We start from the raw sequence: 17,142 nt of genomic DNA, 5'->3' as shown, positions 1-17,142 counted from the left end.
GTCTGAGTACTAGCTGCCACCTACTTAACCCTCTTATTGCTATTTTTTAAATGGATATTTTAAAGAGGGATACTAGGCGGCTTAACTCACTCTGACAATCATCCAAAGGGACTAGGTCAGCAGCTCAGTGGCAGCATTGTTAGCTTGAAGGCTGGATGTTGGGTACTTGTGTCCATCGAACTTGTTCATCAGACAGAGCTTTTACTCTCTGCCTGATGGCCTGCTAGGGCAGCTCGATGACCTCTAGGTAGCTCGAGGAAAATAGCTTGTCGTCAATGAAGCTAAAGCCCACAGAGCTCTGAGAATAGCTGCGCGGGGGCAGCCTGAGATTGAGGGTCGAATAGCTAAACAAGCCTTCCTCCTCATCCCCGTCATCCTCATCCCAGTTATCGTCTTCGCAGTAATCCTCCACAGCGCAGATTTCCACTAGATCAGGCTGCTCAAAGTACAAGAGGAGATGGTGTCGCTCTAAATAGTGCAAATAAGCGGCCAAATCCCTGCTAAAAGCTGAGTCAGGATGCAGTGCAAATCCTGCCACGCTACGGTCTTGGCTAGGTAGTTGCATAATCTCCCGTCCCTGTTCAGAGTCAAAAAGTGAAGCGCAGCGCGCACGGCGCTTGAACTGAAAGCGAAAGAACTGCCATTGCAGCTGCTGCTCAAAGTCTTGTTCTTGCAAAGCATCTTCAAGCATCATCGCTTAACCACTCCAGCACGTGATAGTGGAATTTTTTGCATCCCTTGCTAAGCAGCTGGGCTTCTTTTAGCGGCTGTTCTGCTGCCTTCCATTTAAAGCTCAGCCGGTGGAGGAAGTCGCTGTCAAAAACTTGATCAAACTCAGCGACTAATACTGCTTCGCTGTGCTCGATATTCAGATAGCGCACGCTCTCAATCGAAGTACTTCGATAGGGCTGAAACATAGGGTAGGGTAGATCTAGCCATTCAAGGCTGCGGCCCGAGTTGTTTACGAAATAGACCTTCATTTCGTAGGGGTCATCAGGGACGAGCAGGCTATCGATGTAGAGGCTGGGAACTTTGTTGCTAAACCTAGGCAGTGGCTTAAAAAAGCCTTGCAGGCGATTTGCGGGAACAATAGTCATAAAAAAACTCCAGGTACTATGTAGCAGGCCAGAGATTGGCTTGCTTCGACACCTAGAGTTATTTGATGGGAGCTATTGTAATGAATTGGGGGCTTTAAATAAAGTCCCTTAAATCATTAGCCACTACGTTTGTTGCTGACTTGATTTAAAAATTGTGCCTCAAACTGGGCTGGTGCTAAGGCCTGAGAAAATAAAAAACCTTGAAATAGTTCACAGCCATAGTCGCGTAAAGTTTCAAATTGATCGCTTCTTTCGACACCTTCTGCCACCACTTGTAGCTTGAGCTTGTTAGCCAGGGTAATCAGTGTTGACACAATCGTGGCATCGGAACTGCTATCTAGCATCTCACGCACAAAACTGCGGTCTATTTTTAGGCGGTCCAGGGGGAATCTTCGTAGGTAAAGTAGCGCCGCATAGCCGGTACCAAAGTCATCCAGCGCCAGCGACACCCCTAGGTCTTTTAGGTCCTGTAAGCGGCTACCGGAGATCTTGTCCATCAGCACACTTTCAGTTAACTCAAACACTATTTGCCCAGGTGCAATATTGTGCTCTTTTAAACTTTCGCTCACTTGCCTAATAAAGTTTTGGTCGCGCAACTGCCGGCCTGAAACGTTAATTGAAATTTCCGATAAACGCATACCCTGCTTATTCCAGCGAGCAAATTGCTCAGTAGCTTGCTGTAAAACAAATATACCGATGGGAAGTATTAAGCCGCTGTCTTCCGCTAAGGGGATGAAGCTATCGGGGGGGATAAAGCCGCGCTCAGGATGTTGCCAACGGAGCAGCGCTTCAGCGCCGACTAGCTGTCCCAAGCTATCCATTAAAGGCTGATAATAGACCATTATTTGGCCATTTTTTAAGGCTTGGCGTAGTTCCAAGCGCAGAGTCAGCTGATCGCTAAAACTGGCTTGCTCACTAGGGGCGTAGCAGCTGAGGCCATCGCGGCCGCTGCTCTTGACTGCGTACATGGCGGCGTCGGCATGTTTGAGTAGCGTGTCTCGCTCCAGTCCGTCATTGGGATAGACACTGACGCCAATGCTACTGGTTTGTACCAGCTCTCGCCCTTGTATCAAGATTGGGCGAGATATCTTGTTCATCAAACGCTCAGCAGTATGCACAATATCATCAATGCTGTCGGGTTGGCTGAGAATGATGACAAACTCATCACCACCTAAGCGCGCTACCGTATCATTTTTGCGCAGACAGCTTTTTAAGCGCCGCGCTAATTCTACTAAGAGCTCATCGCCGGCGGCGTGCCCAAGGCTGTCATTGACATGTTTAAAGTGATCTAAGTCAATGAACAGCACTCCGATCAGCTTGTTGTGACGTTCGGCCTGTGCAATTAGCATGTCCAAGCGGTCTTCAAGCAAGCGCCGGTTGGGTAGTCCGGTAAGTGGGTCGCGATAAGCCATGTTGCGGATATTTTCCTCGCTCTCCTTGAGCTTAGAAATATCATTGAACATAGACGCGTAGTGGCTGGCTTGCCCTTGCTCGTTATAGATAGCAGTAATGCTGAGGTACTTGGGCAAGAGCTCACCATTTTTCTTGCGGTTTAAAACCTCACCTTCCCAGCGACCCTCTCTCTGTAGTTCAAGCCACATGCTTTGATAAAAGTCATTATTGTGATGGCCGGATTTTAGAATGGCCGGTGTTTTGCCGATAACTTCTGCATCACTGTAACCGGTAATTTTACTAAAGGCCGGGTTCACAAAGAGGATGCGACCGCGCGGGTCAGTAATTATCACCCCTTCCAGAGTGCTGTCGATCACCCGCTCAGCGAGCTGCAAGTTGCGCTTTGCTGCTGAAAGTGCCTGGTCGCGGACCTGAAGTACCTCCCGCAGCTCGTTCATATAGGTAGATTCGACATCCATCATGATTTCGCGGAAGCTGACTAAGCCGAGCAGCTCACCGTTTTGGGTAACGCCCACGTGACGAATGCCGCGCTCGCTAAGTGTCTTGCGCGCTCGATAGAGGCTCATATCATGGGGGATGCAGATCAGTGGCCTGCTAGCGACATCGCCGACAGTTTGCTTGCTCGATTGTTGGGCAATTAAATGCACCAAGTCGCGTTCGGTCAGAATGCCGTAGCTCTGATCAGGGTAGTTGATGATAATAGCGCTGCTGGCACTCAGCTGCATTTTGCGCACCGCATAGCTCAACAGTGTATCGGCAGCAAGTCGTGGAATATTGCGGCGAAGTACTGAGGCGGTACTGCGTAAGTCCAAATAGTGTTCTAAGACCTGATGTTCGACGATGTCGCTTTGTGAGAGCAGCCCTAGGGTGTTTTCATCATCATCGACAACAAGGAAGTGGCGCAATTTGTTCTTTTGCAACTGTGTCGCCACTGAGCTCAGTAGGGTGTCTGCGTGGATGCTGATCACTGGTTGGCTCATCACTTCGTTGATTGGGCGGGTAAATTGCGCCGGGTCATCGAAGTTGATCAAGAGGGCGTCTTGTTCGGTCCAAATGCCCTTTGGGGAATTGTTGTCAAGCACGATTATCGAGCTGCAGTTACGCTCCTGCATCAGTGAGGCTGCTTCGTTGAGCGAAGTGCTAGGGCTGCAGTAAAGTACATCAGTTTTAAGGATTTTGGCGACGCTAAAGTCAGCGGGGAAGCTCAGTGAACTTTTAAGTTGTTCGTCAGATTCGCCTAAAAATTGAAGTCCCATATCATTCCCGTTGCTGCGAGCTCTGGTGAGCGTAGTGTTTTAGCAATCATACAGGCGCCGTCCTAATCTAGCTTCAGCATGCTGCGCGATTGTTGAGCTTACCAGCCCAGAAGGACCTAGCTGTGATGGCCATGCTCAACAAGGCCATTCTATAGTAGTTGTTCGCTATACCGAAGCCTGACAGTGTTTAGCAGGCTGCGTACTCGACCGTTAACAAATAGGGCGTTGCATTTGCTAAGGCCACGCACCAGCCGGCGAGTCGAATGAGTGTCATTCCCTAGGTCAATTAGATAGAATTTGGCATCAAGTGTCCCCGGAGAGAATCATGTCGCGATTGACGCACCTAGATGAGAGCGGTGCGGCCCATATGGTGGATGTCGGTCACAAAGCAGAGACTCAGCGTCGTGCAGTGGCTCAGGCTCGTGTCCTTATGCAGCCCGAAACCTTGCGCCTGCTGCTTGAAGGCGGTCATGCTAAAGGGGATGTCTTTGCCGTAGCGCGGGTGGCCGGTATCCAAGCGGCCAAGAAATGCTCGGATTTAATTCCGCTCTGCCACCCCTTGATGCTCAATGCGGTCGACGTATCTTTTACCGCCGATGAAGCGAGTTCAAGCGTGCTGATTGAGGCTGGCTGTTCGGTGTCGGGTAAAACCGGAGTTGAAATGGAGGCCCTGACCGCTGCCTCAGTTGCTGCCTTGACCATTTACGACATGTGTAAAGCAGTCGACCGCGCTATGGCAATTCAGCACATTGTCTTGCAGCGAAAAGAGGGCGGTAAGAGTGGCACTTGGCAGCGCGATCAACAGGAGCTGTGAACAGAATGATACAGGTACGTTTTTTTGCCCGGGTACGCGAAGCCCTAGGCGAGGATAGCTTGCAGTTGGCACACAGTGCCGAAGTTGCCAGCTTAGATGCCCTTCATGAGCACTTGTGCCAACGCGGAGCCAAATGGCGCGAGGTACTGAGCGAAGTTAACCTTTTGCGGGCAGTGAATCACGATGTGGTACATGGTGATCAAGCCTTGGTCGCCGGTGATGAAGTCGCCTTTTATCCACCGGTTACCGGGGGGTGATGCCCTTGTTGCCTGCAGCATGTAGCGTTCGGGTTCAGCGCGATGACTTTGATATAGCGGACTTACAGCGCAGCGTCTTGCAAGATGACGCGGGGGCGGTAGTGGCCTTTACCGGCTATGTGAAGGCGGGCCCCGAGGCCACAGTGACGGCGATTGACTTAGAGCACTATCCCGGCATGACTGAAAAGAGCATTGCGGCGATTGTGCAGGAGGCCCAGCAGCGCTGGTCGCTCAAATCCATTGCTGTGGTCCACCGCGTGGGCCGCCTGGCAGTGGGCGAGCAAATTGTCTGGGTGGGAGCAAGTGCTACTCACCGTGGTGATGCCTTTGAGGGCTGTGAGTTTATAATGGACTACCTGAAAACCCGCGCGCCTTTTTGGAAGCGCGAGTTGGGCAGTTTTGGTCGGCGCTGGGTTGAGGCGCGGGCCAGTGATCAGAGCCGAGCCCAGCGCTGGCATAAGAATTAACGAGAGATTCACCTGAATAGGGGATGCCCGGCAAGCTTTGCCGGTATTGAATGAGGCTGGTCAATAGAATCAGCTACAGAACAGCTATGGAGTGTTAAAACAATATGGATGGACGTGAACTCAGAAATGCACTGGGGCGCTTTGCTACCGGTGTTTGCCTCATTACCACCACCACTCGGGACCAATTGCCCATTGCGATGACGGTTAACTCCTTTGCCGCAGTGTCTTTGGAGCCGCCTCTGGTACTGTGGAGCCTGCAAAACAACTCCGAGGTTTATCAGGAGTATGCAGCGGCGCGCTACTTTAACGTCAACGTGCTCTGCAGCACTCAGCAGTCGCTGTCCAACGATTACGCCCGCAAAGGTGACCACGCTATTCGCCCAGAGCACTTCAGTTTGGGTAAATACGGTGCGCCAGTGATTCGCGGTGCACTGGTAACCTTTGAGTGTGAAATGGATGCTACTCACGCCGGCGGCGATCACCTGATTATTGTCGGGCAAGTGCGCAATATGACGCACCGGCCGACTGGTAAACCGCTGCTGTTTTACAGTGGTGGCTATGGTGAAATTCACTAATCCCAGTGCTTTGTCAGCGTCCCAGTATTGCGTCTATACTGGGACGCTTGAAACCAGCATGAAGTCGCCTCTATGAATTTTTGTACCACCTGCGGCGCCGAAGTCGCCCTGCAAATCCCGGAAGGGGATGATCGCAAGCGCTACGTCTGTTTGTCCTGCCAATCAATCCATTACACTAGCCCCCGAGTGATTGTGGGCTGCCTGCCCATTCACGAGGGCAAGGTTTTGCTGTGCCGGCGGGCTATTGAGCCGCGGCGCAACTACTGGACTTTGCCAGCTGGTTTTATGGAGAACGGTGAAACCAGTCAGCAGGGCGCGGCGCGAGAAACCTGGGAAGAGGCCGAGGCGAAGGCGACCGAGCTTGAGCTCTATCGGATCTATGACATACCGCATATCTCTCAGGTCTACATGTTTTATCGCTGCGGCATAGAGCAGGGCGCTTTTGGTGCCGGCCCGGAGAGTCTGGAGTCGGCACTTTTTGAAGAGCGCGATATCCCCTGGGATGAGCTCGCCTTTCCAGTGGTTAGCCGCAGCCTGAAAGAATACTTCAGCGACGCTACGCAAGGTCGTTTTCCAGTGCGTGTGGCAGCTATTGAACGCCGCCGCAAGCCCTCATAAAGGACCTGTGTTCAATCTTATTTAGCTAGGAGATCAATCATGGCCCACCCCAAGATCGGCAATCTGGCGCCAGCTTTTACACTGCTGGATCAGGACGGCAACAAAGTTAGCCTAAAGCAGTTCCGCTATAAGAGTAATGTCGTACTGTACTTTTATCCCAAGGCGATGACCCCAGGCTGCACGGTGCAGGCCTGCGGCATCCGCGATAGCAAAGCAGAGTTTGAGGAGCTCGATACCGTGGTGCTGGGTGTCAGCCCTGACCCGGTTGCTAGGCTGGGCAAGTTTATTGACAAGCAGGACCTCAACTTCACCCTGCTATCAGATGAAGATCATGCCATCGCCGAGAAGTACGGCGTTTGGGCTCTGAAGAAGTTCATGGGCCGTGAGTATATGGGTATTGTGCGCAGTACTTTTATCATTGGTAAAGATGGCCGCCTCAAGCACATCATGGCTAAAGTCAAAACCAAGTCCCACCATGACGATGTGATTGCCTTGATTCGCGAACTGGGCCTCTAACAGCTGCGGGTCGAGATCGGCCCGCCCAGAATCTGCCCTTTAGCGGAGCCGGCTATTGCTTCTTGGCTCCGCTCCGATATATCCTCCTTGGCCTAATAATTATTAGCTGGTAACTCGTGACACTGGGAAGGGATGCCAGCACTAACCACTGGAGTACCACCCGATGGCAACTTGCCCACATATTGATCTGATCAGCCCCGATAGTTATCACGGCGGCCACCCTCGAGAAATGTACAGCTACCTGCGCGAGCAAAAGCCAGTGTATTGGCATGAGGGGCAGGGCGAGGTCCCCGGCTTTTGGGCGATTACCCGCCGCGAAGATCTTGATTACATCTCTAAAAATCCAGCGCTGTTTTCTTCCTATGAGCGCAGCTGTTTGCTGAATGAGCCCGCCAACCAAGAAGAGCTGGATATGGTGCGCCTGCTGATGATCAACATGGATCCGCCCCAGCACCTGAAATTTCGCCGCTTAGTACGCAGTGCCTTTACTCCCGCCAAAGTTGAAAGTTATCGCCCTCGCTTTGAAGCCATCGCCCGCGATATTGTCAGCAAGGCGATTGAAGGCGGGCGCTGTGAGTTTGTCGAAGAGGTAGCCATGGAGCTGCCGCTGCTGGCGATTTGTGAACTGATGGGGGTGCCGGCAGAAAAACGTCACCGTTTGTTTGAGCTGACTAACATCATGTTGGGTATGGATGACCCAGACCTGACCACCTCCGAAGAAGACGGCATGAACGCCATGGTCGAGATGTTTATGATGGCCATGGAGATCGCTACCAGTCACAAGGAAAACCCCCAGCAGCAGGATATTGTCAGTGTGTTACTAGAGGGCACAGTGGAAGATGAGCCCCTGACGGATGATGAGTTCTGTAACTTTTTTATGCTGCTGATTGTCGCCGGCAACGAGACCACGCGTACCGTGACCTCCCAGGGCATGCGCCTATTGATGGAGCACCCCGAGCAGTACCAAATGCTGGTTGATAATCCCGAGCTGCTCGAAGATGCGATCGAGGAGTTTCTGCGCTTTAACCCTGCCGTTATCGCCTTCCGTAGGACTGCTATGGAAGACCTAGAGCTCGGTGGACAACAGATCAAAAAGGGTGACGCTCTGCGCTTGTATTACGGTTCGGCCAGTGCCGACGAATCCGTTTTTAGCGATCCAGAGAGCTTCGATATTAGCCGCAGCCAACGTGAAGATGTGCGCAATGAGCACCGCGCTTTCGGTGTCGGTCAGCACTTTTGTCTGGGTTCGCACCTTGCGCGCTTGGAGCTGGAAGTAATTTTTAGCGAGATTTTGCGCCATATACGCAATCCGCGCCTCGAGGGGGAAATCAACTGGCTGAGATCTAATTTTATCAATGGCATCAAGGAGATGAATATTAGCTTTGATGTAGTTTCAAGCTAGTTTTAGCCATTGACTCAGTCAAGCACTGCGACATAACAGGCTGCGCTCTGGTTCACGGTATTAAGCCCTGCCGGATATTCTTCAGCCTGTTCTGTGCTTGTGCTTGGTTGCGCTGTGACTAATGGTCACAATGAAAGCCCAAATGTTTTAATGACTTGGAGTAATTCCGCATGGCCATGCCCAAAGATGTTGGCGTCATCGATTTGATGCTTGCCGTTCCCGGCGACGATAACAGCAATTTTTACGAGTGGATCAAGCCCATGCTCATGGATAAAGAAAGCCATGAGATGTTCAAGATGCCGGCTCAGTATATGTTCAAAGATATCGCCGATATCAACGAGCAGACCGGCGAGCAGGAAGACTACATTGCCTACACCGTGGCGCAGATGGATAAGCACGGTATTGAGCGCGCCATGCTCGGCATTGGGCCCTACGCTGAGCAGCACAAAGAAGCGCTGCGTCGCTACCCCGACCGTTTCTTTGCCAGCTATGAAGCCAACCCCAACAATGGCATGGACGAAGTTCGCACCATCGTGGCATTGCATGAAGAGTTTGGCATCAAGGCGGTGACTGCATCCCCCGCGATGATTTGTCCACCAGTACCGGTCAACGACAAGAAGTGGTATCCAATTTACGCCAAGCTGGTTGAGCTCGATATTCCATTCTGTCCTTGCATGGGTATTCCCGGGCCGCGTCTGCCATTTGGCCCGCAGAAAGTTGAGCTGCTCGACGAAGTGCTGTGGTTCTTCCCAGAGCTGCGTGTCGTAACCCGCCACGGCTGTGAGCCCTGGACCGACGTAGCTTGGAAGATGATGCTCAAGTACCCCAACCTGCACTACATGACATCGGCCTTTGCGCCCAAGCACTACCCGAAAGACATCGTGCACTTTGCCAACACCCGCGGCTCTGATCAGGTGATGTACGCCGGTTATTTCCCCATGGGGCTGTCGCTGGATCGTATCTTTAAAGAGCTGCCCGATGTGCCTTTCCGCGATGAAGTCTGGCCTAAGTTCCTGCGCGAAAACGCCATCCGCGTCTTTAAGCTAGACGAGTAGGGGCCATGGACTATCTCAGCATAGCCGAGGCCAAGGCCCGTCCTGAAGCCTTGCGATTGGTACTCAGTACCGGTGTGCCAGGGCCTTGGGGCGAAGCAGCCAAAGGTTTGCTGAGCTATAAAGGCTTAGACTACCTGCCGGTCGCTCAGCAGACCGGCGGTAGCAATGAAGAACTACTCGAGTGGACTGGTCAAACTTCAGCCCCTGTATTGGTGCCGCCCCATGCTGCAGCAATCAGCCATTGGCTGGATCTGCTGTTGACGCTGGAGGCGATGGCGCCAGCAGCGCCGGCACTGCTACCTGCTGATCTCAAGCTGCGCACGCAGGTGCTAGGGCTGTCGGCACTGATAGCTGGCGTCAACGGTTTTGGTTGGTTGCGTCGCTTGCAGCTCTTGGCGCCGGGTATGCGCAGTGATGATCCGCCGGAAATGATCGCCCGTCTTGCCGCCAAATACGGCTGGAGCGAGGAGGCTACTGAAGCCTCAGCGCAAGGCTTAGCGGATATCTGTGCGCTTCTAGATAACACCTTAGCGGAGCAGGAGGCGCGCGGTTCAACCTACTTTGTCGCCGACTCCCTCTCTGCGGTCGATATCTATTGGGCTAATTTTGCCGGGATGATTTGTCCTCTGCCCCCAGCCGATAACCCCATGCCTGAGTTTATGCGCAGCGGCTACTCTAGCGACCACTACCAATTGCGCGAACACATCACTGAGCGACTACTCGCTCACCGCGATTTTATCTATCGAGAGCACCTCAGCTTGCCCCTCGATTTTTGAGTCCAGAATTACTTAAAATAAGGAGAACAGCGTGTTAAGCCAACAGGAAATGTCGGACCGTTGGGAGCTGCAAGATCTATGCTTCTACTACGCCCACCTGATCGATACCAAGAACTTTGATGATTTGCGCAATGTCTTTACTGAAGACGCGCATATTGATTACAGCGTTTACGGTGGCGATGTCGGCAACCGAGAAGAAATTATCGCCTACCTTAAAAAAGCCGTAGCCGATGACATATTCCCCAATTCCCAACACTTGAACGCCAACGTACAAATCACCGTAGATGGCGATGTCGGCCACGGACGCGTCATGTGTTTTAACCCCATGGAACTCGCCTTACCCGAGGGCGGCACAGAAACCTTCATGCTGGGCCTGTGGTATGTCGATGAGTACCGCCGCACCCCAGAAGGCTGGCGCATCAGCCGTCGGGTAGAAGAGAAAAGCTGGAAGTTTAATGTGCCCGACTTTATGGGCATTTAAGAACTCGCAGTGAAGGTAATCTAAGGCCCGCGCTGGCAGCGGGCCAAGCAAAGAGCAGAGCTGCAGGGCGGACTCGAGCTATCCTATTATGCGCTCTGTGTTTGCCGCCCCTAAGACCTCATTTTTTGATAAAAGACTCGGCAAACTTGCTCATGTAGTCCTTCTTCTCATCGAGACTTGAGTCTGGGCCGATGCCAAATAGAAAGGGGTATGAAACTGTCGCACTCACACCGAGTTGCTGCAGAATTTCACATTTATCTGCAGTTAATTCTTCACTCAGTGGAGCAATGATTTCATAGCCTTCTAGCGGCCGCTTGGCCTCAGTTCTGGCGCGCTTTAGCGCTGGGACAATGTCTTTTAGCTCGTCAACAGTATTTCCCGGACCGTACCACCCGTCGCATTTTTCGACCGCTCGTTTTATTGCGGCTTTTGAATGGCCGCCGCCAATAAGGGGGATAGCTTTGCTTGGGTACGGGCGGATTTGAATATCTTGCATGCTAAAGTGCTCGCCAGCGAATGTAAGAGGCTGACCGCTCCAGAGCTGGGTCATGACTTCAAGCATTTCGTCCATTCTTGAGCCGCGTTTAGAAAACTCAATACCGAATTGATCAAACTCTTCTTTCAGCCATCCCGCGCCAAAGCCAAGCATGAATCGATTGCTGCTTAATTTTGCTAAAGTAGCCATGTTCTTTGCCGCCTCAATTGGATGGCGCAGAGGCAGCACATAAATACCAGTCATCATTTTCAGCCTAGTAGTTTGCGATGCAATGGCGGCAAAACTGATAAGTGGATCAGGAAACTCCATATCAGCATTTTGTGGGGAGCGGCCATCTGGGGAATAAAAGTAGTGTGACTGGGTTTGTTTCGGGTAATAGATGTGCTCAGCTAGAATGATTCCCTCAAAGCCCAGCTGTTCTGCATGTTTTGCAACTTCCACCAGATGTTCTGTTTCACACCAGCTAACTACCTGCCAAAATTTCATATCCGCTCCTCATACCTGTTGAATAGTGTGAAGTTAAAGGCCTCTAATACGCCGCTATCTGCTTAGATGGCGCCATCTCAAAGCAAGCCGCCTCAAAAGCATCTGAAGACTTTATGTGACCCTTGTTATGCGCGAGCGATAGTACTTGCATTGTGCAAGGGTTGCGAGTGCAAATAACTTCCTGGCCAGAACTCCTGGATTCTAGAGCCTCTTTAGCATGACCTGGCACTGCAATGCCTAACTCTGCTTCGCTGACCTAGCACATCACTAAAATCGGGAACCTTCTTTGGCGACTGAGCGCCAAAACAATTGGCGAAGCCGGTCTTTACAGGATTTCGAACGAATCGCTGCGCTTGAATCAGCTATGGGAGCATGATGATCAAATGTAAGCCGAGCTTGGCCGATGGCTAATAAAATAGCCCTCTACATTAATCCAGAAGGTCGGCGGGCTGCGGGGCTTGAGCGTCGTCAAAACAGCCATGCTGTTCGACTAGCTTATTCACATAAAAAAGGCCCCACATCATGGCTGACGCGGGGCCTCCTTCTGTTCGCTCAAGCTGCTAAGCAATCTCTAAAGCAGAGATAGCTAATGCCCAGCCCGCTGTGCGGGCCTTCGTCATTTTAGGCTTGCTCGGTCGCGTCTAAGTTTTCCAAGTAGTGCTCTTTGACTGACTTCTTCAAAACCTTACCGGTGGCATTTTTGGGTAGCTCATCGCAGCTGATTTGGATGTGTGCCGGTACCTTGAAGGCCGCCAGGTGTTCGCTGAGGAACTTGCGCAGCTCTTCTGCGGTGGTGTTGCTGTCGTTTAAGTAAACGCTGGCCACGACTTCTTCACCCAAGGTCTCGTGCGGCACACCAAATACCGTGGCTTCAAGTACCGCGGGGTGGCTCAGCAAAATACCTTCTACCTCAATGGGATAGACGTTTTCGCCGCCGCGGATGACCATGTCTTTGATGCGGTCGACTACGTAGAGGAAGTTGTCTTCGTCGACATAGCCCACATCGCCAGTGGCTACCCAACCGTCAATAAAGGTTTCTGCGGTGGCTTCAGGTAAGTTCCAGTACTGCTGCACATTGGTCGGGCTTTTCACGTAGATCTCGCCAGTGCTGCCGCGCGGCAGGTCCTGACCGTTTTCATCCACTGTCTTGATATCTACAATTGGCGAAATCGTGCCTGCAGAGCCCGAGCGCAGGCGGTAGGCGGCGCCCTGAGCGCTTGAACCCACAGCATTGGTTTCGGTCATGCCGTAGCCGGTGCCGGGGTAGGCGTGGGGCAGGCGTGAGTAGATGGCATCTTTTAGGTGTGGCGGTCCAGCGGTACCACCGATGCCAAGGGAGAACAGGCTGCTGGTGTCGGTTTCATCAAACTTGGGCGAGTCGAGCAGGGCCAAGTTCATGGTCGGCACACCGGTAAAGATAGTGATTCGCTCGCGCTCGATGATCTCCAGCGCTTGTTCTGCGTTCCACTTGTACATGATGGCTGTTTTGCGACCGCCGATCAGGTTGGACAAAAATACCGCGTAGCAGCCTGATACGTGGAATAGGGGAACCGCTAGAAGGGTGCAGGGCTCGAAGCCGCTGCCCATCATTTTTTCTACTGTCGGCATGTTACACATGGCTGACATCGCTGCCATGTAATCCATGTTGTACAGGGCCTGGCTCACGGCGAAGTGGGTCGAGGCGGCGCCTTTTGGCTTGCCCGTGGTGCCAGAGGTGTACATCACAATAGCCAAGTCGCCGGGGCTGATGTCGATGTCATCGTAATTGCAGGGGGATTGCTGCTGGCTCAGTGACCAGGGCTCGACCTGCTCGCCTTCAGTGTCATCGCTACGCACTACAATGGCTTTGCAGTTCAGGCCTTCGAGGCGATCGCGCAGGTGGTCGAGTCGCTCTTGGTCACAGATCACAAGGTTGGCGCCGGAGTCGCTAATGGCATAGCTGAGTTCTTCACCGCGGCCCCAGCTGTTTAAGGGTACCACGATGGCGCCAATGGATAGGATGCCGACAAAGCTCATCATCCACTCGGGGTAGTTGCGCATGGCAATGGCAACTCGGTCACCCTTTTTAACACCGTGCTTGCTGAGCAAGTGCTGAGCCAAGCGATCAGCGCCCTCGAAGAACTGATCGAAGCTGTAGCGCTCGTCCTCGTAGGCCACGGCGATTTTATCGCCGTGTTCACGGCCCCGGTTGATGGCATCGCGCAAGGTGCTCGGTGCCTTCTTATAACAACGCAGGTCAACGCCGTTGATTTGGCGTTGCTCTAATTCCCATGGCGCACCGGGCCCAGTGAGCTGTTGGCTCGCTTGCCCCATACTGGCAATTAGATCGTTAAACTCTGTGGTCATGTCGACTCCCTTTGTTAGGCTAATCCGGTGCTGGGGCAGATCTCAGTGCTGGAGATGCTGCCTGCTGACCCTGCTTGAGACCCCCCATGATACAAGTGCCTGCCGTCGGGGAACAGGCCTTTAGGGGCAAATTGGGCGCTTTAAGCTGCTTTAAGCTGCTCTCTAGTCTGTTGGCAGGCACCGTCAAACCCTGTACATTAGCGCGCTAATTCACTGTCAAAGCTACTGCCTTGCCCCTAGGTAAATCAATAGCTTGGGCAGTTAATCTCGAGCCCGGCTAAGGGCTTTTATCCACAGCAAGGAAGTTAGTATGAGTCTGTTTGTTGCCAGTGCACATGCCCAAGCAGAGGGCGCCGCGGCACCTCAGGGCGGAGAAATGTTCCAGATCCTGTTTTTGGTCGGTCTATTTGTACTGTTCTATTTTATTGCCATTCGCCCCCAGCGTAAGCGCCAGAAAGAGCACAGCCAGATGGTGGCGGCCCTGGCCAAGGGTGATGAGGTGGTCACTACCTCCGGTATTCTCGGCAAAATCACTGCCTTGGATGACAACTACCTGGTGCTGAGCGTGTCTGACAAGGTCGAGATGAAGTTCCAGCGGGCTCACGTGCATGCTGTCCTGCCCAAAGGGACTCTGAAGTCCATCGGCTAATGGCACTGCAATATCCTCGGCGGGTCGACTTGGCCCGCCTGCCAACTCCCTTACAGTTCCTGCCTCGAGCCACCGAGAAGTGGGGGCAAGGCCAGCGCCTGTGGGTCAAGCGCGATGACTTAAGCGGCTGCCTGCTCAGCGGCAACAAAGTGCGCAAACTCGAATTCCTCTTGGCCCACGCTCAAGATGAGGGCTGCGATACCCTGATCACCTGCGGCGGGATTCAAAGTAACCACTGTCGCGCCACGGCGCTAGTTGCCGCGCAAGCGGGACTGTCCGCGCATTTGCTATTGCGTGGCGAACGCCCAGATGAGAGTGATGGCAACTACTTTCTCGACCAGCTCGCCGGCGCTCATATCGAATGTATTCCGGCCGCGGAGTACCTGCCGAATCTCAATGCCTTGTTAGCAGCACGGCAGCGCTCTTACGCCGAGCAGGGCCGCAAGGCGCTGATCATTCCTACCGGTGGTAGTGATGGTATCGGCGTGTGGGGTTATATCGCCGCTGCGCAAGAGTTGGCCAGTGACTTCACCGAGGCGGGCATAACAGCTGCGCACATCGTCACCGCCAGCGGTTCTGGTGGCACCCAGGCGGGCCTCGCTCTAGGTGCAGAGCTGCACCAATTGCCAGCTAGCGTGTGGGGCGTGAACGTCTGCGATGACGCCGCTTACTTTGACAACAAAATCCACCAGGACGCCAGCGACTGGGCACAGCGCTATCCCGGGGTACCGCAAGTGACCTTAAAGCCTCGGGTCTTAGATGGCTATGTCGGCGAGGGCTACGGCAAGGCAGGGCCTGAGATCTTTGACTTGATCCGGCAATTGGCGCGCTTAGAAGGCTTAGTGCTGGATCCGGTTTATACCGGCAAGGCCTTCTATGGCATGTTGCAGGAGCTTGCCCAAGGGCGCTTTGCAGATTGTCAGGATATTGTCTTTGTCCACACCGGCGGCATCTTCGGTCTAATGGCCCAGCGTCAGGACTGCTTCTGATCGGGCTGCAAGCGCAAATACATGATTGAGAGAGCAGCACAATCAGCAGATAAGCTGGTATCGCATTTAAAAGCACAGTAAGGACATAATAATGACTGAGCTGATTGGAAGCATTAATAGCTGGGCCTGGGGGCCGGTGATGCTGGTACTACTCCTGGGTACCGGCCTCTACCTCAGTATTGGCTTAGGCTTTCTCACCATTCGCAAGTTGCCCAAGGCCATTAAGCTTTTATCTCGCGGTGGTGAAGGGCAGGGTGCTGGCGATATTTCTCCTTTCTCAGCACTGATGACCTCGCTCTCCGCCACCATCGGCACCGGTAATATCGCCGGCGTGGCAACGGCGCTGGCTTTAGGTGGCCCCGGCGCGCTGCTGTGGATGTGGGTGACCGCCCTAGTAGGCACTGCGACCAAATATTCAGAGGCGGTCTGCGCGGTTAAGTTTCGTGAGCAGGATGAGCGCGGCAACTACAGTGGCGGCCCGATGTATTACATCCGCAACGGCCTGCACAAGCGCTGGCACTGGCTGGGCTTTGCCTTTGCGATTTTTGGTAGCTTGGCGGGCTTTGGCATCGCCAACACGGTGCAGTCTAACTCGGTCTCTCAAGTGCTCAACGAGACCTTCTCAGTGCCGCCATTGGCTACTGGCCTAGTGCTGATGCTACTGGTGGGCTCGGTGATTCTGGGCGGTATTCGCCGCATCGCCAATGTGGCGAGCTGGCTGGTGCCCATTATGGCCATTGCCTACATTCTGATGTCTCTGGTGGTACTGCTGAGTCACGTCGAGGAAATTCCCCGCGCCTTTGGGGTGATTTTTGATAGCGCCTTAAATGGCAGCGCTGCGGCCGGTGGTTTTGCCGGTGCGACGGTCTGGGCGGCCCTGCGCTTTGGGGTGGCCCGGGGCATCTTTTCCAACGAGGCGGGCTTAGGTAGTGCGCCGATTGCCCACGCCGCGGCGCGCACCAATGAGCCAGTGCAGCAGGGCATGATCGCCATGCTAGGCACCTTTATTGACACCCTAGTGGTATGCACCATGACCGGTTTGGTGATTGTGATCATGGACGTCTTGCCCAGCGGCGAAAATGGCGCGGCACTGACGTCCATGGCCTTTGCCAATGCTTTTCCCGGTGGTGAATACATCGTCAGCCTGGGGCTCTGCCTCTTTGCCTTTACCACCATGATTGGCTGGTCATTTTATGGCGAGCGCTGCGTGGTTTTCTTATTTGGCACCCGGGGCATCTTGCCTTTTCGTTTGGCCTGGGTGGTCGTGATCCCCATTGGCACGGTAATGAATTTGGAGCTGGTCTGGCTGATCGCCGATACCCTCAATGCCTTTATGGCGATCCCTAACCTGATCGCTTTACTGCTCTTGTCGCCGCTGGTCTTTAGGATCAGCAAAGCTTATTTTAAGGATCAGGATAAAGCTGCCGAGACTTAAGAGTCACGGGCCAT

General features: G+C 53.2%; 18 protein-coding genes. 13 read left to right on the top strand and 5 right to left on the bottom strand.

The genetic code is table 11. From position 1 onward, the window contains the following. Positions 1–223: 223 nt before the first annotated feature. The 3 genes from H2508_RS04460 to H2508_RS04450 all read right to left on the bottom strand — a co-directional run bounded on the left by H2508_RS04460 (position 224) and on the right by H2508_RS04450 (position 3,766). The gene (locus tag H2508_RS04460; protein WP_182169254.1) at positions 224–694 is read right to left on the bottom strand and encodes a hypothetical protein; all 471 of its coding nucleotides are present in this window, start codon (positions 692–694) and stop codon (positions 224–226) included. Beyond that, positions 684–1,097, bottom strand: coding sequence for a hypothetical protein (locus H2508_RS04455; protein ID WP_182169252.1), 414 nt, complete (start codon positions 1,095–1,097; stop codon positions 684–686). Before H2508_RS04455 ends, H2508_RS04460 begins: the two co-directional genes overlap by 11 nt. A gap of 116 nt (positions 1,098–1,213) precedes the next feature. Further along, positions 1,214–3,766 carry an EAL domain-containing protein gene (locus H2508_RS04450; RefSeq protein WP_182169250.1) on the bottom strand — a complete coding sequence of 851 codons (2,553 nt, stop codon included), beginning with the start codon at positions 3,764–3,766 and terminating at the stop codon, positions 1,214–1,216. Between the two features lie 325 nt (positions 3,767–4,091). On the opposite strand from H2508_RS04450, the gene moaC reads away from it, so the two are divergent. The 10 genes from moaC (at position 4,092) to H2508_RS04400 (ending at position 10,727) form a co-directional block, all read left to right on the top strand. Continuing rightward, positions 4,092–4,580 (top strand): cyclic pyranopterin monophosphate synthase MoaC, encoded by a 489-nt coding sequence (moaC, locus tag H2508_RS04445; RefSeq protein WP_182169248.1) that lies wholly within the window; start codon positions 4,092–4,094, stop codon positions 4,578–4,580. A gap of 5 nt (positions 4,581–4,585) precedes the next feature. Further along, positions 4,586–4,837, top strand: coding sequence for a molybdopterin converting factor subunit 1 (moaD, locus tag H2508_RS04440; RefSeq protein ID WP_182169246.1), 252 nt, complete (start codon positions 4,586–4,588; stop codon positions 4,835–4,837). Positions 4,838–4,842: 5 nt separating this feature from the next. After that, the gene (moaE, locus tag H2508_RS04435) at positions 4,843–5,304 is read left to right on the top strand and encodes a molybdopterin synthase catalytic subunit MoaE (RefSeq protein ID WP_235964810.1); all 462 of its coding nucleotides are present in this window, start codon (positions 4,843–4,845) and stop codon (positions 5,302–5,304) included. A gap of 104 nt (positions 5,305–5,408) precedes the next feature. Continuing rightward, positions 5,409–5,879: a flavin reductase family protein gene (locus H2508_RS04430; RefSeq protein ID WP_182169242.1), complete on the top strand. Its 471-nt coding sequence runs from the start codon at positions 5,409–5,411 to the stop codon at positions 5,877–5,879. 72 nt (positions 5,880–5,951) lie between these two features. Next, positions 5,952–6,497: an NUDIX hydrolase gene (locus H2508_RS04425; RefSeq protein WP_182169240.1), complete on the top strand. Its 546-nt coding sequence runs from the start codon at positions 5,952–5,954 to the stop codon at positions 6,495–6,497. Positions 6,498–6,536: 39 nt separating this feature from the next. Further along, on the top strand, positions 6,537–7,013 hold the full coding sequence (gene bcp, locus H2508_RS04420) for a thioredoxin-dependent thiol peroxidase (protein ID WP_182169238.1): 477 nt from the start codon (positions 6,537–6,539) through the stop codon (positions 7,011–7,013). Positions 7,014–7,176: 163 nt separating this feature from the next. Further along, complete coding sequence (locus H2508_RS04415) at positions 7,177–8,415, top strand: cytochrome P450 (protein WP_182169236.1); 1,239 nt, start codon at positions 7,177–7,179, stop codon at positions 8,413–8,415. Positions 8,416–8,585: 170 nt separating this feature from the next. Then, positions 8,586–9,470, top strand: a complete 885-nt coding sequence (locus H2508_RS04410) for an amidohydrolase family protein (protein WP_182169234.1) — start codon at positions 8,586–8,588, stop codon at positions 9,468–9,470. Between the two features lie 5 nt (positions 9,471–9,475). Next, positions 9,476–10,246 (top strand): hypothetical protein, encoded by a 771-nt coding sequence (locus tag H2508_RS04405; protein WP_182169232.1) that lies wholly within the window; start codon positions 9,476–9,478, stop codon positions 10,244–10,246. 31 nt (positions 10,247–10,277) lie between these two features. Beyond that, positions 10,278–10,727 (top strand): nuclear transport factor 2 family protein, encoded by a 450-nt coding sequence (locus tag H2508_RS04400; RefSeq protein ID WP_182169230.1) that lies wholly within the window; start codon positions 10,278–10,280, stop codon positions 10,725–10,727. A 118-nt stretch (positions 10,728–10,845) separates the two neighbouring features. Here H2508_RS04400 and H2508_RS04395 read toward each other — a convergent pair whose 3' ends face one another. After that, positions 10,846–11,709 (bottom strand): TIGR03619 family F420-dependent LLM class oxidoreductase, encoded by an 864-nt coding sequence (locus H2508_RS04395; RefSeq protein ID WP_182169228.1) that lies wholly within the window; start codon positions 11,707–11,709, stop codon positions 10,846–10,848. Between the two features lie 621 nt (positions 11,710–12,330). Then, complete coding sequence (locus H2508_RS04390; RefSeq protein WP_182169226.1) at positions 12,331–14,055, bottom strand: class I adenylate-forming enzyme family protein; 1,725 nt, start codon at positions 14,053–14,055, stop codon at positions 12,331–12,333. Positions 14,056–14,365: 310 nt separating this feature from the next. Here H2508_RS04390 and yajC point away from each other — a divergent pair, with 310 nt between their 5' ends. From yajC to H2508_RS04375, 3 genes are all read left to right on the top strand, one after another. After that, positions 14,366–14,704, top strand: a complete 339-nt coding sequence (gene yajC / locus H2508_RS04385; protein ID WP_182169224.1) for a preprotein translocase subunit YajC — start codon at positions 14,366–14,368, stop codon at positions 14,702–14,704. Next, positions 14,704–15,693 (top strand): 1-aminocyclopropane-1-carboxylate deaminase/D-cysteine desulfhydrase, encoded by a 990-nt coding sequence (locus H2508_RS04380; protein WP_182169222.1) that lies wholly within the window; start codon positions 14,704–14,706, stop codon positions 15,691–15,693. The genes yajC and H2508_RS04380 overlap by 1 nt, the downstream gene beginning before the upstream one ends. 91 nt (positions 15,694–15,784) lie before the next feature. Then, positions 15,785–17,128 carry an alanine/glycine:cation symporter family protein gene (locus tag H2508_RS04375; protein ID WP_182169219.1) on the top strand — a complete coding sequence of 448 codons (1,344 nt, stop codon included), beginning with the start codon at positions 15,785–15,787 and terminating at the stop codon, positions 17,126–17,128. The last annotated feature ends 14 nt before the right edge of the window (positions 17,129–17,142 follow it).

Origin of the sequence: Sediminihaliea albiluteola, assembly GCF_014077625.1 — a bacterium.
Classification (GTDB): domain Bacteria; phylum Pseudomonadota; class Gammaproteobacteria; order Pseudomonadales; family Halieaceae; genus Sediminihaliea; species Sediminihaliea albiluteola.
The sequence above is the reverse complement of the archived record's forward strand: the minus strand, read 5'-3'. Positions and strand labels throughout refer to the sequence as shown.

Excerpts from the sequence above, each read along its gene's own strand:
- H2508_RS04460 (WP_182169254.1), bottom strand. The coding sequence starts at position 694 with ATGATGCTTGAAGATGCTTTGCAAGAACAAGACTTTGAGCAGCAGCTG.
- H2508_RS04455 (WP_182169252.1), bottom strand. The coding sequence starts at position 1,097 with ATGACTATTGTTCCCGCAAATCGCCTGCAAGGCTTTTTTAAGCCACTG.
- H2508_RS04450 (WP_182169250.1), bottom strand. The coding sequence starts at position 3,766 with ATGGGACTTCAATTTTTAGGCGAATCTGACGAACAACTTAAAAGTTCA.
- moaC (WP_182169248.1), top strand. The coding sequence starts at position 4,092 with ATGTCGCGATTGACGCACCTAGATGAGAGCGGTGCGGCCCATATGGTG.
- moaD (WP_182169246.1), top strand. The coding sequence starts at position 4,586 with ATGATACAGGTACGTTTTTTTGCCCGGGTACGCGAAGCCCTAGGCGAG.
- H2508_RS04430 (WP_182169242.1), top strand. The coding sequence starts at position 5,409 with ATGGATGGACGTGAACTCAGAAATGCACTGGGGCGCTTTGCTACCGGT.
- H2508_RS04425 (WP_182169240.1), top strand. The coding sequence starts at position 5,952 with ATGAATTTTTGTACCACCTGCGGCGCCGAAGTCGCCCTGCAAATCCCG.
- bcp (WP_182169238.1), top strand. The coding sequence starts at position 6,537 with ATGGCCCACCCCAAGATCGGCAATCTGGCGCCAGCTTTTACACTGCTG.
- H2508_RS04415 (WP_182169236.1), top strand. The coding sequence starts at position 7,177 with ATGGCAACTTGCCCACATATTGATCTGATCAGCCCCGATAGTTATCAC.
- H2508_RS04410 (WP_182169234.1), top strand. The coding sequence starts at position 8,586 with ATGGCCATGCCCAAAGATGTTGGCGTCATCGATTTGATGCTTGCCGTT.
- H2508_RS04405 (WP_182169232.1), top strand. The coding sequence starts at position 9,476 with ATGGACTATCTCAGCATAGCCGAGGCCAAGGCCCGTCCTGAAGCCTTG.
- H2508_RS04395 (WP_182169228.1), bottom strand. The coding sequence starts at position 11,709 with ATGAAATTTTGGCAGGTAGTTAGCTGGTGTGAAACAGAACATCTGGTG.
- H2508_RS04390 (WP_182169226.1), bottom strand. The coding sequence starts at position 14,055 with ATGACCACAGAGTTTAACGATCTAATTGCCAGTATGGGGCAAGCGAGC.
- yajC (WP_182169224.1), top strand. The coding sequence starts at position 14,366 with ATGAGTCTGTTTGTTGCCAGTGCACATGCCCAAGCAGAGGGCGCCGCG.
- H2508_RS04380 (WP_182169222.1), top strand. The coding sequence starts at position 14,704 with ATGGCACTGCAATATCCTCGGCGGGTCGACTTGGCCCGCCTGCCAACT.
- H2508_RS04375 (WP_182169219.1), top strand. The coding sequence starts at position 15,785 with ATGACTGAGCTGATTGGAAGCATTAATAGCTGGGCCTGGGGGCCGGTG.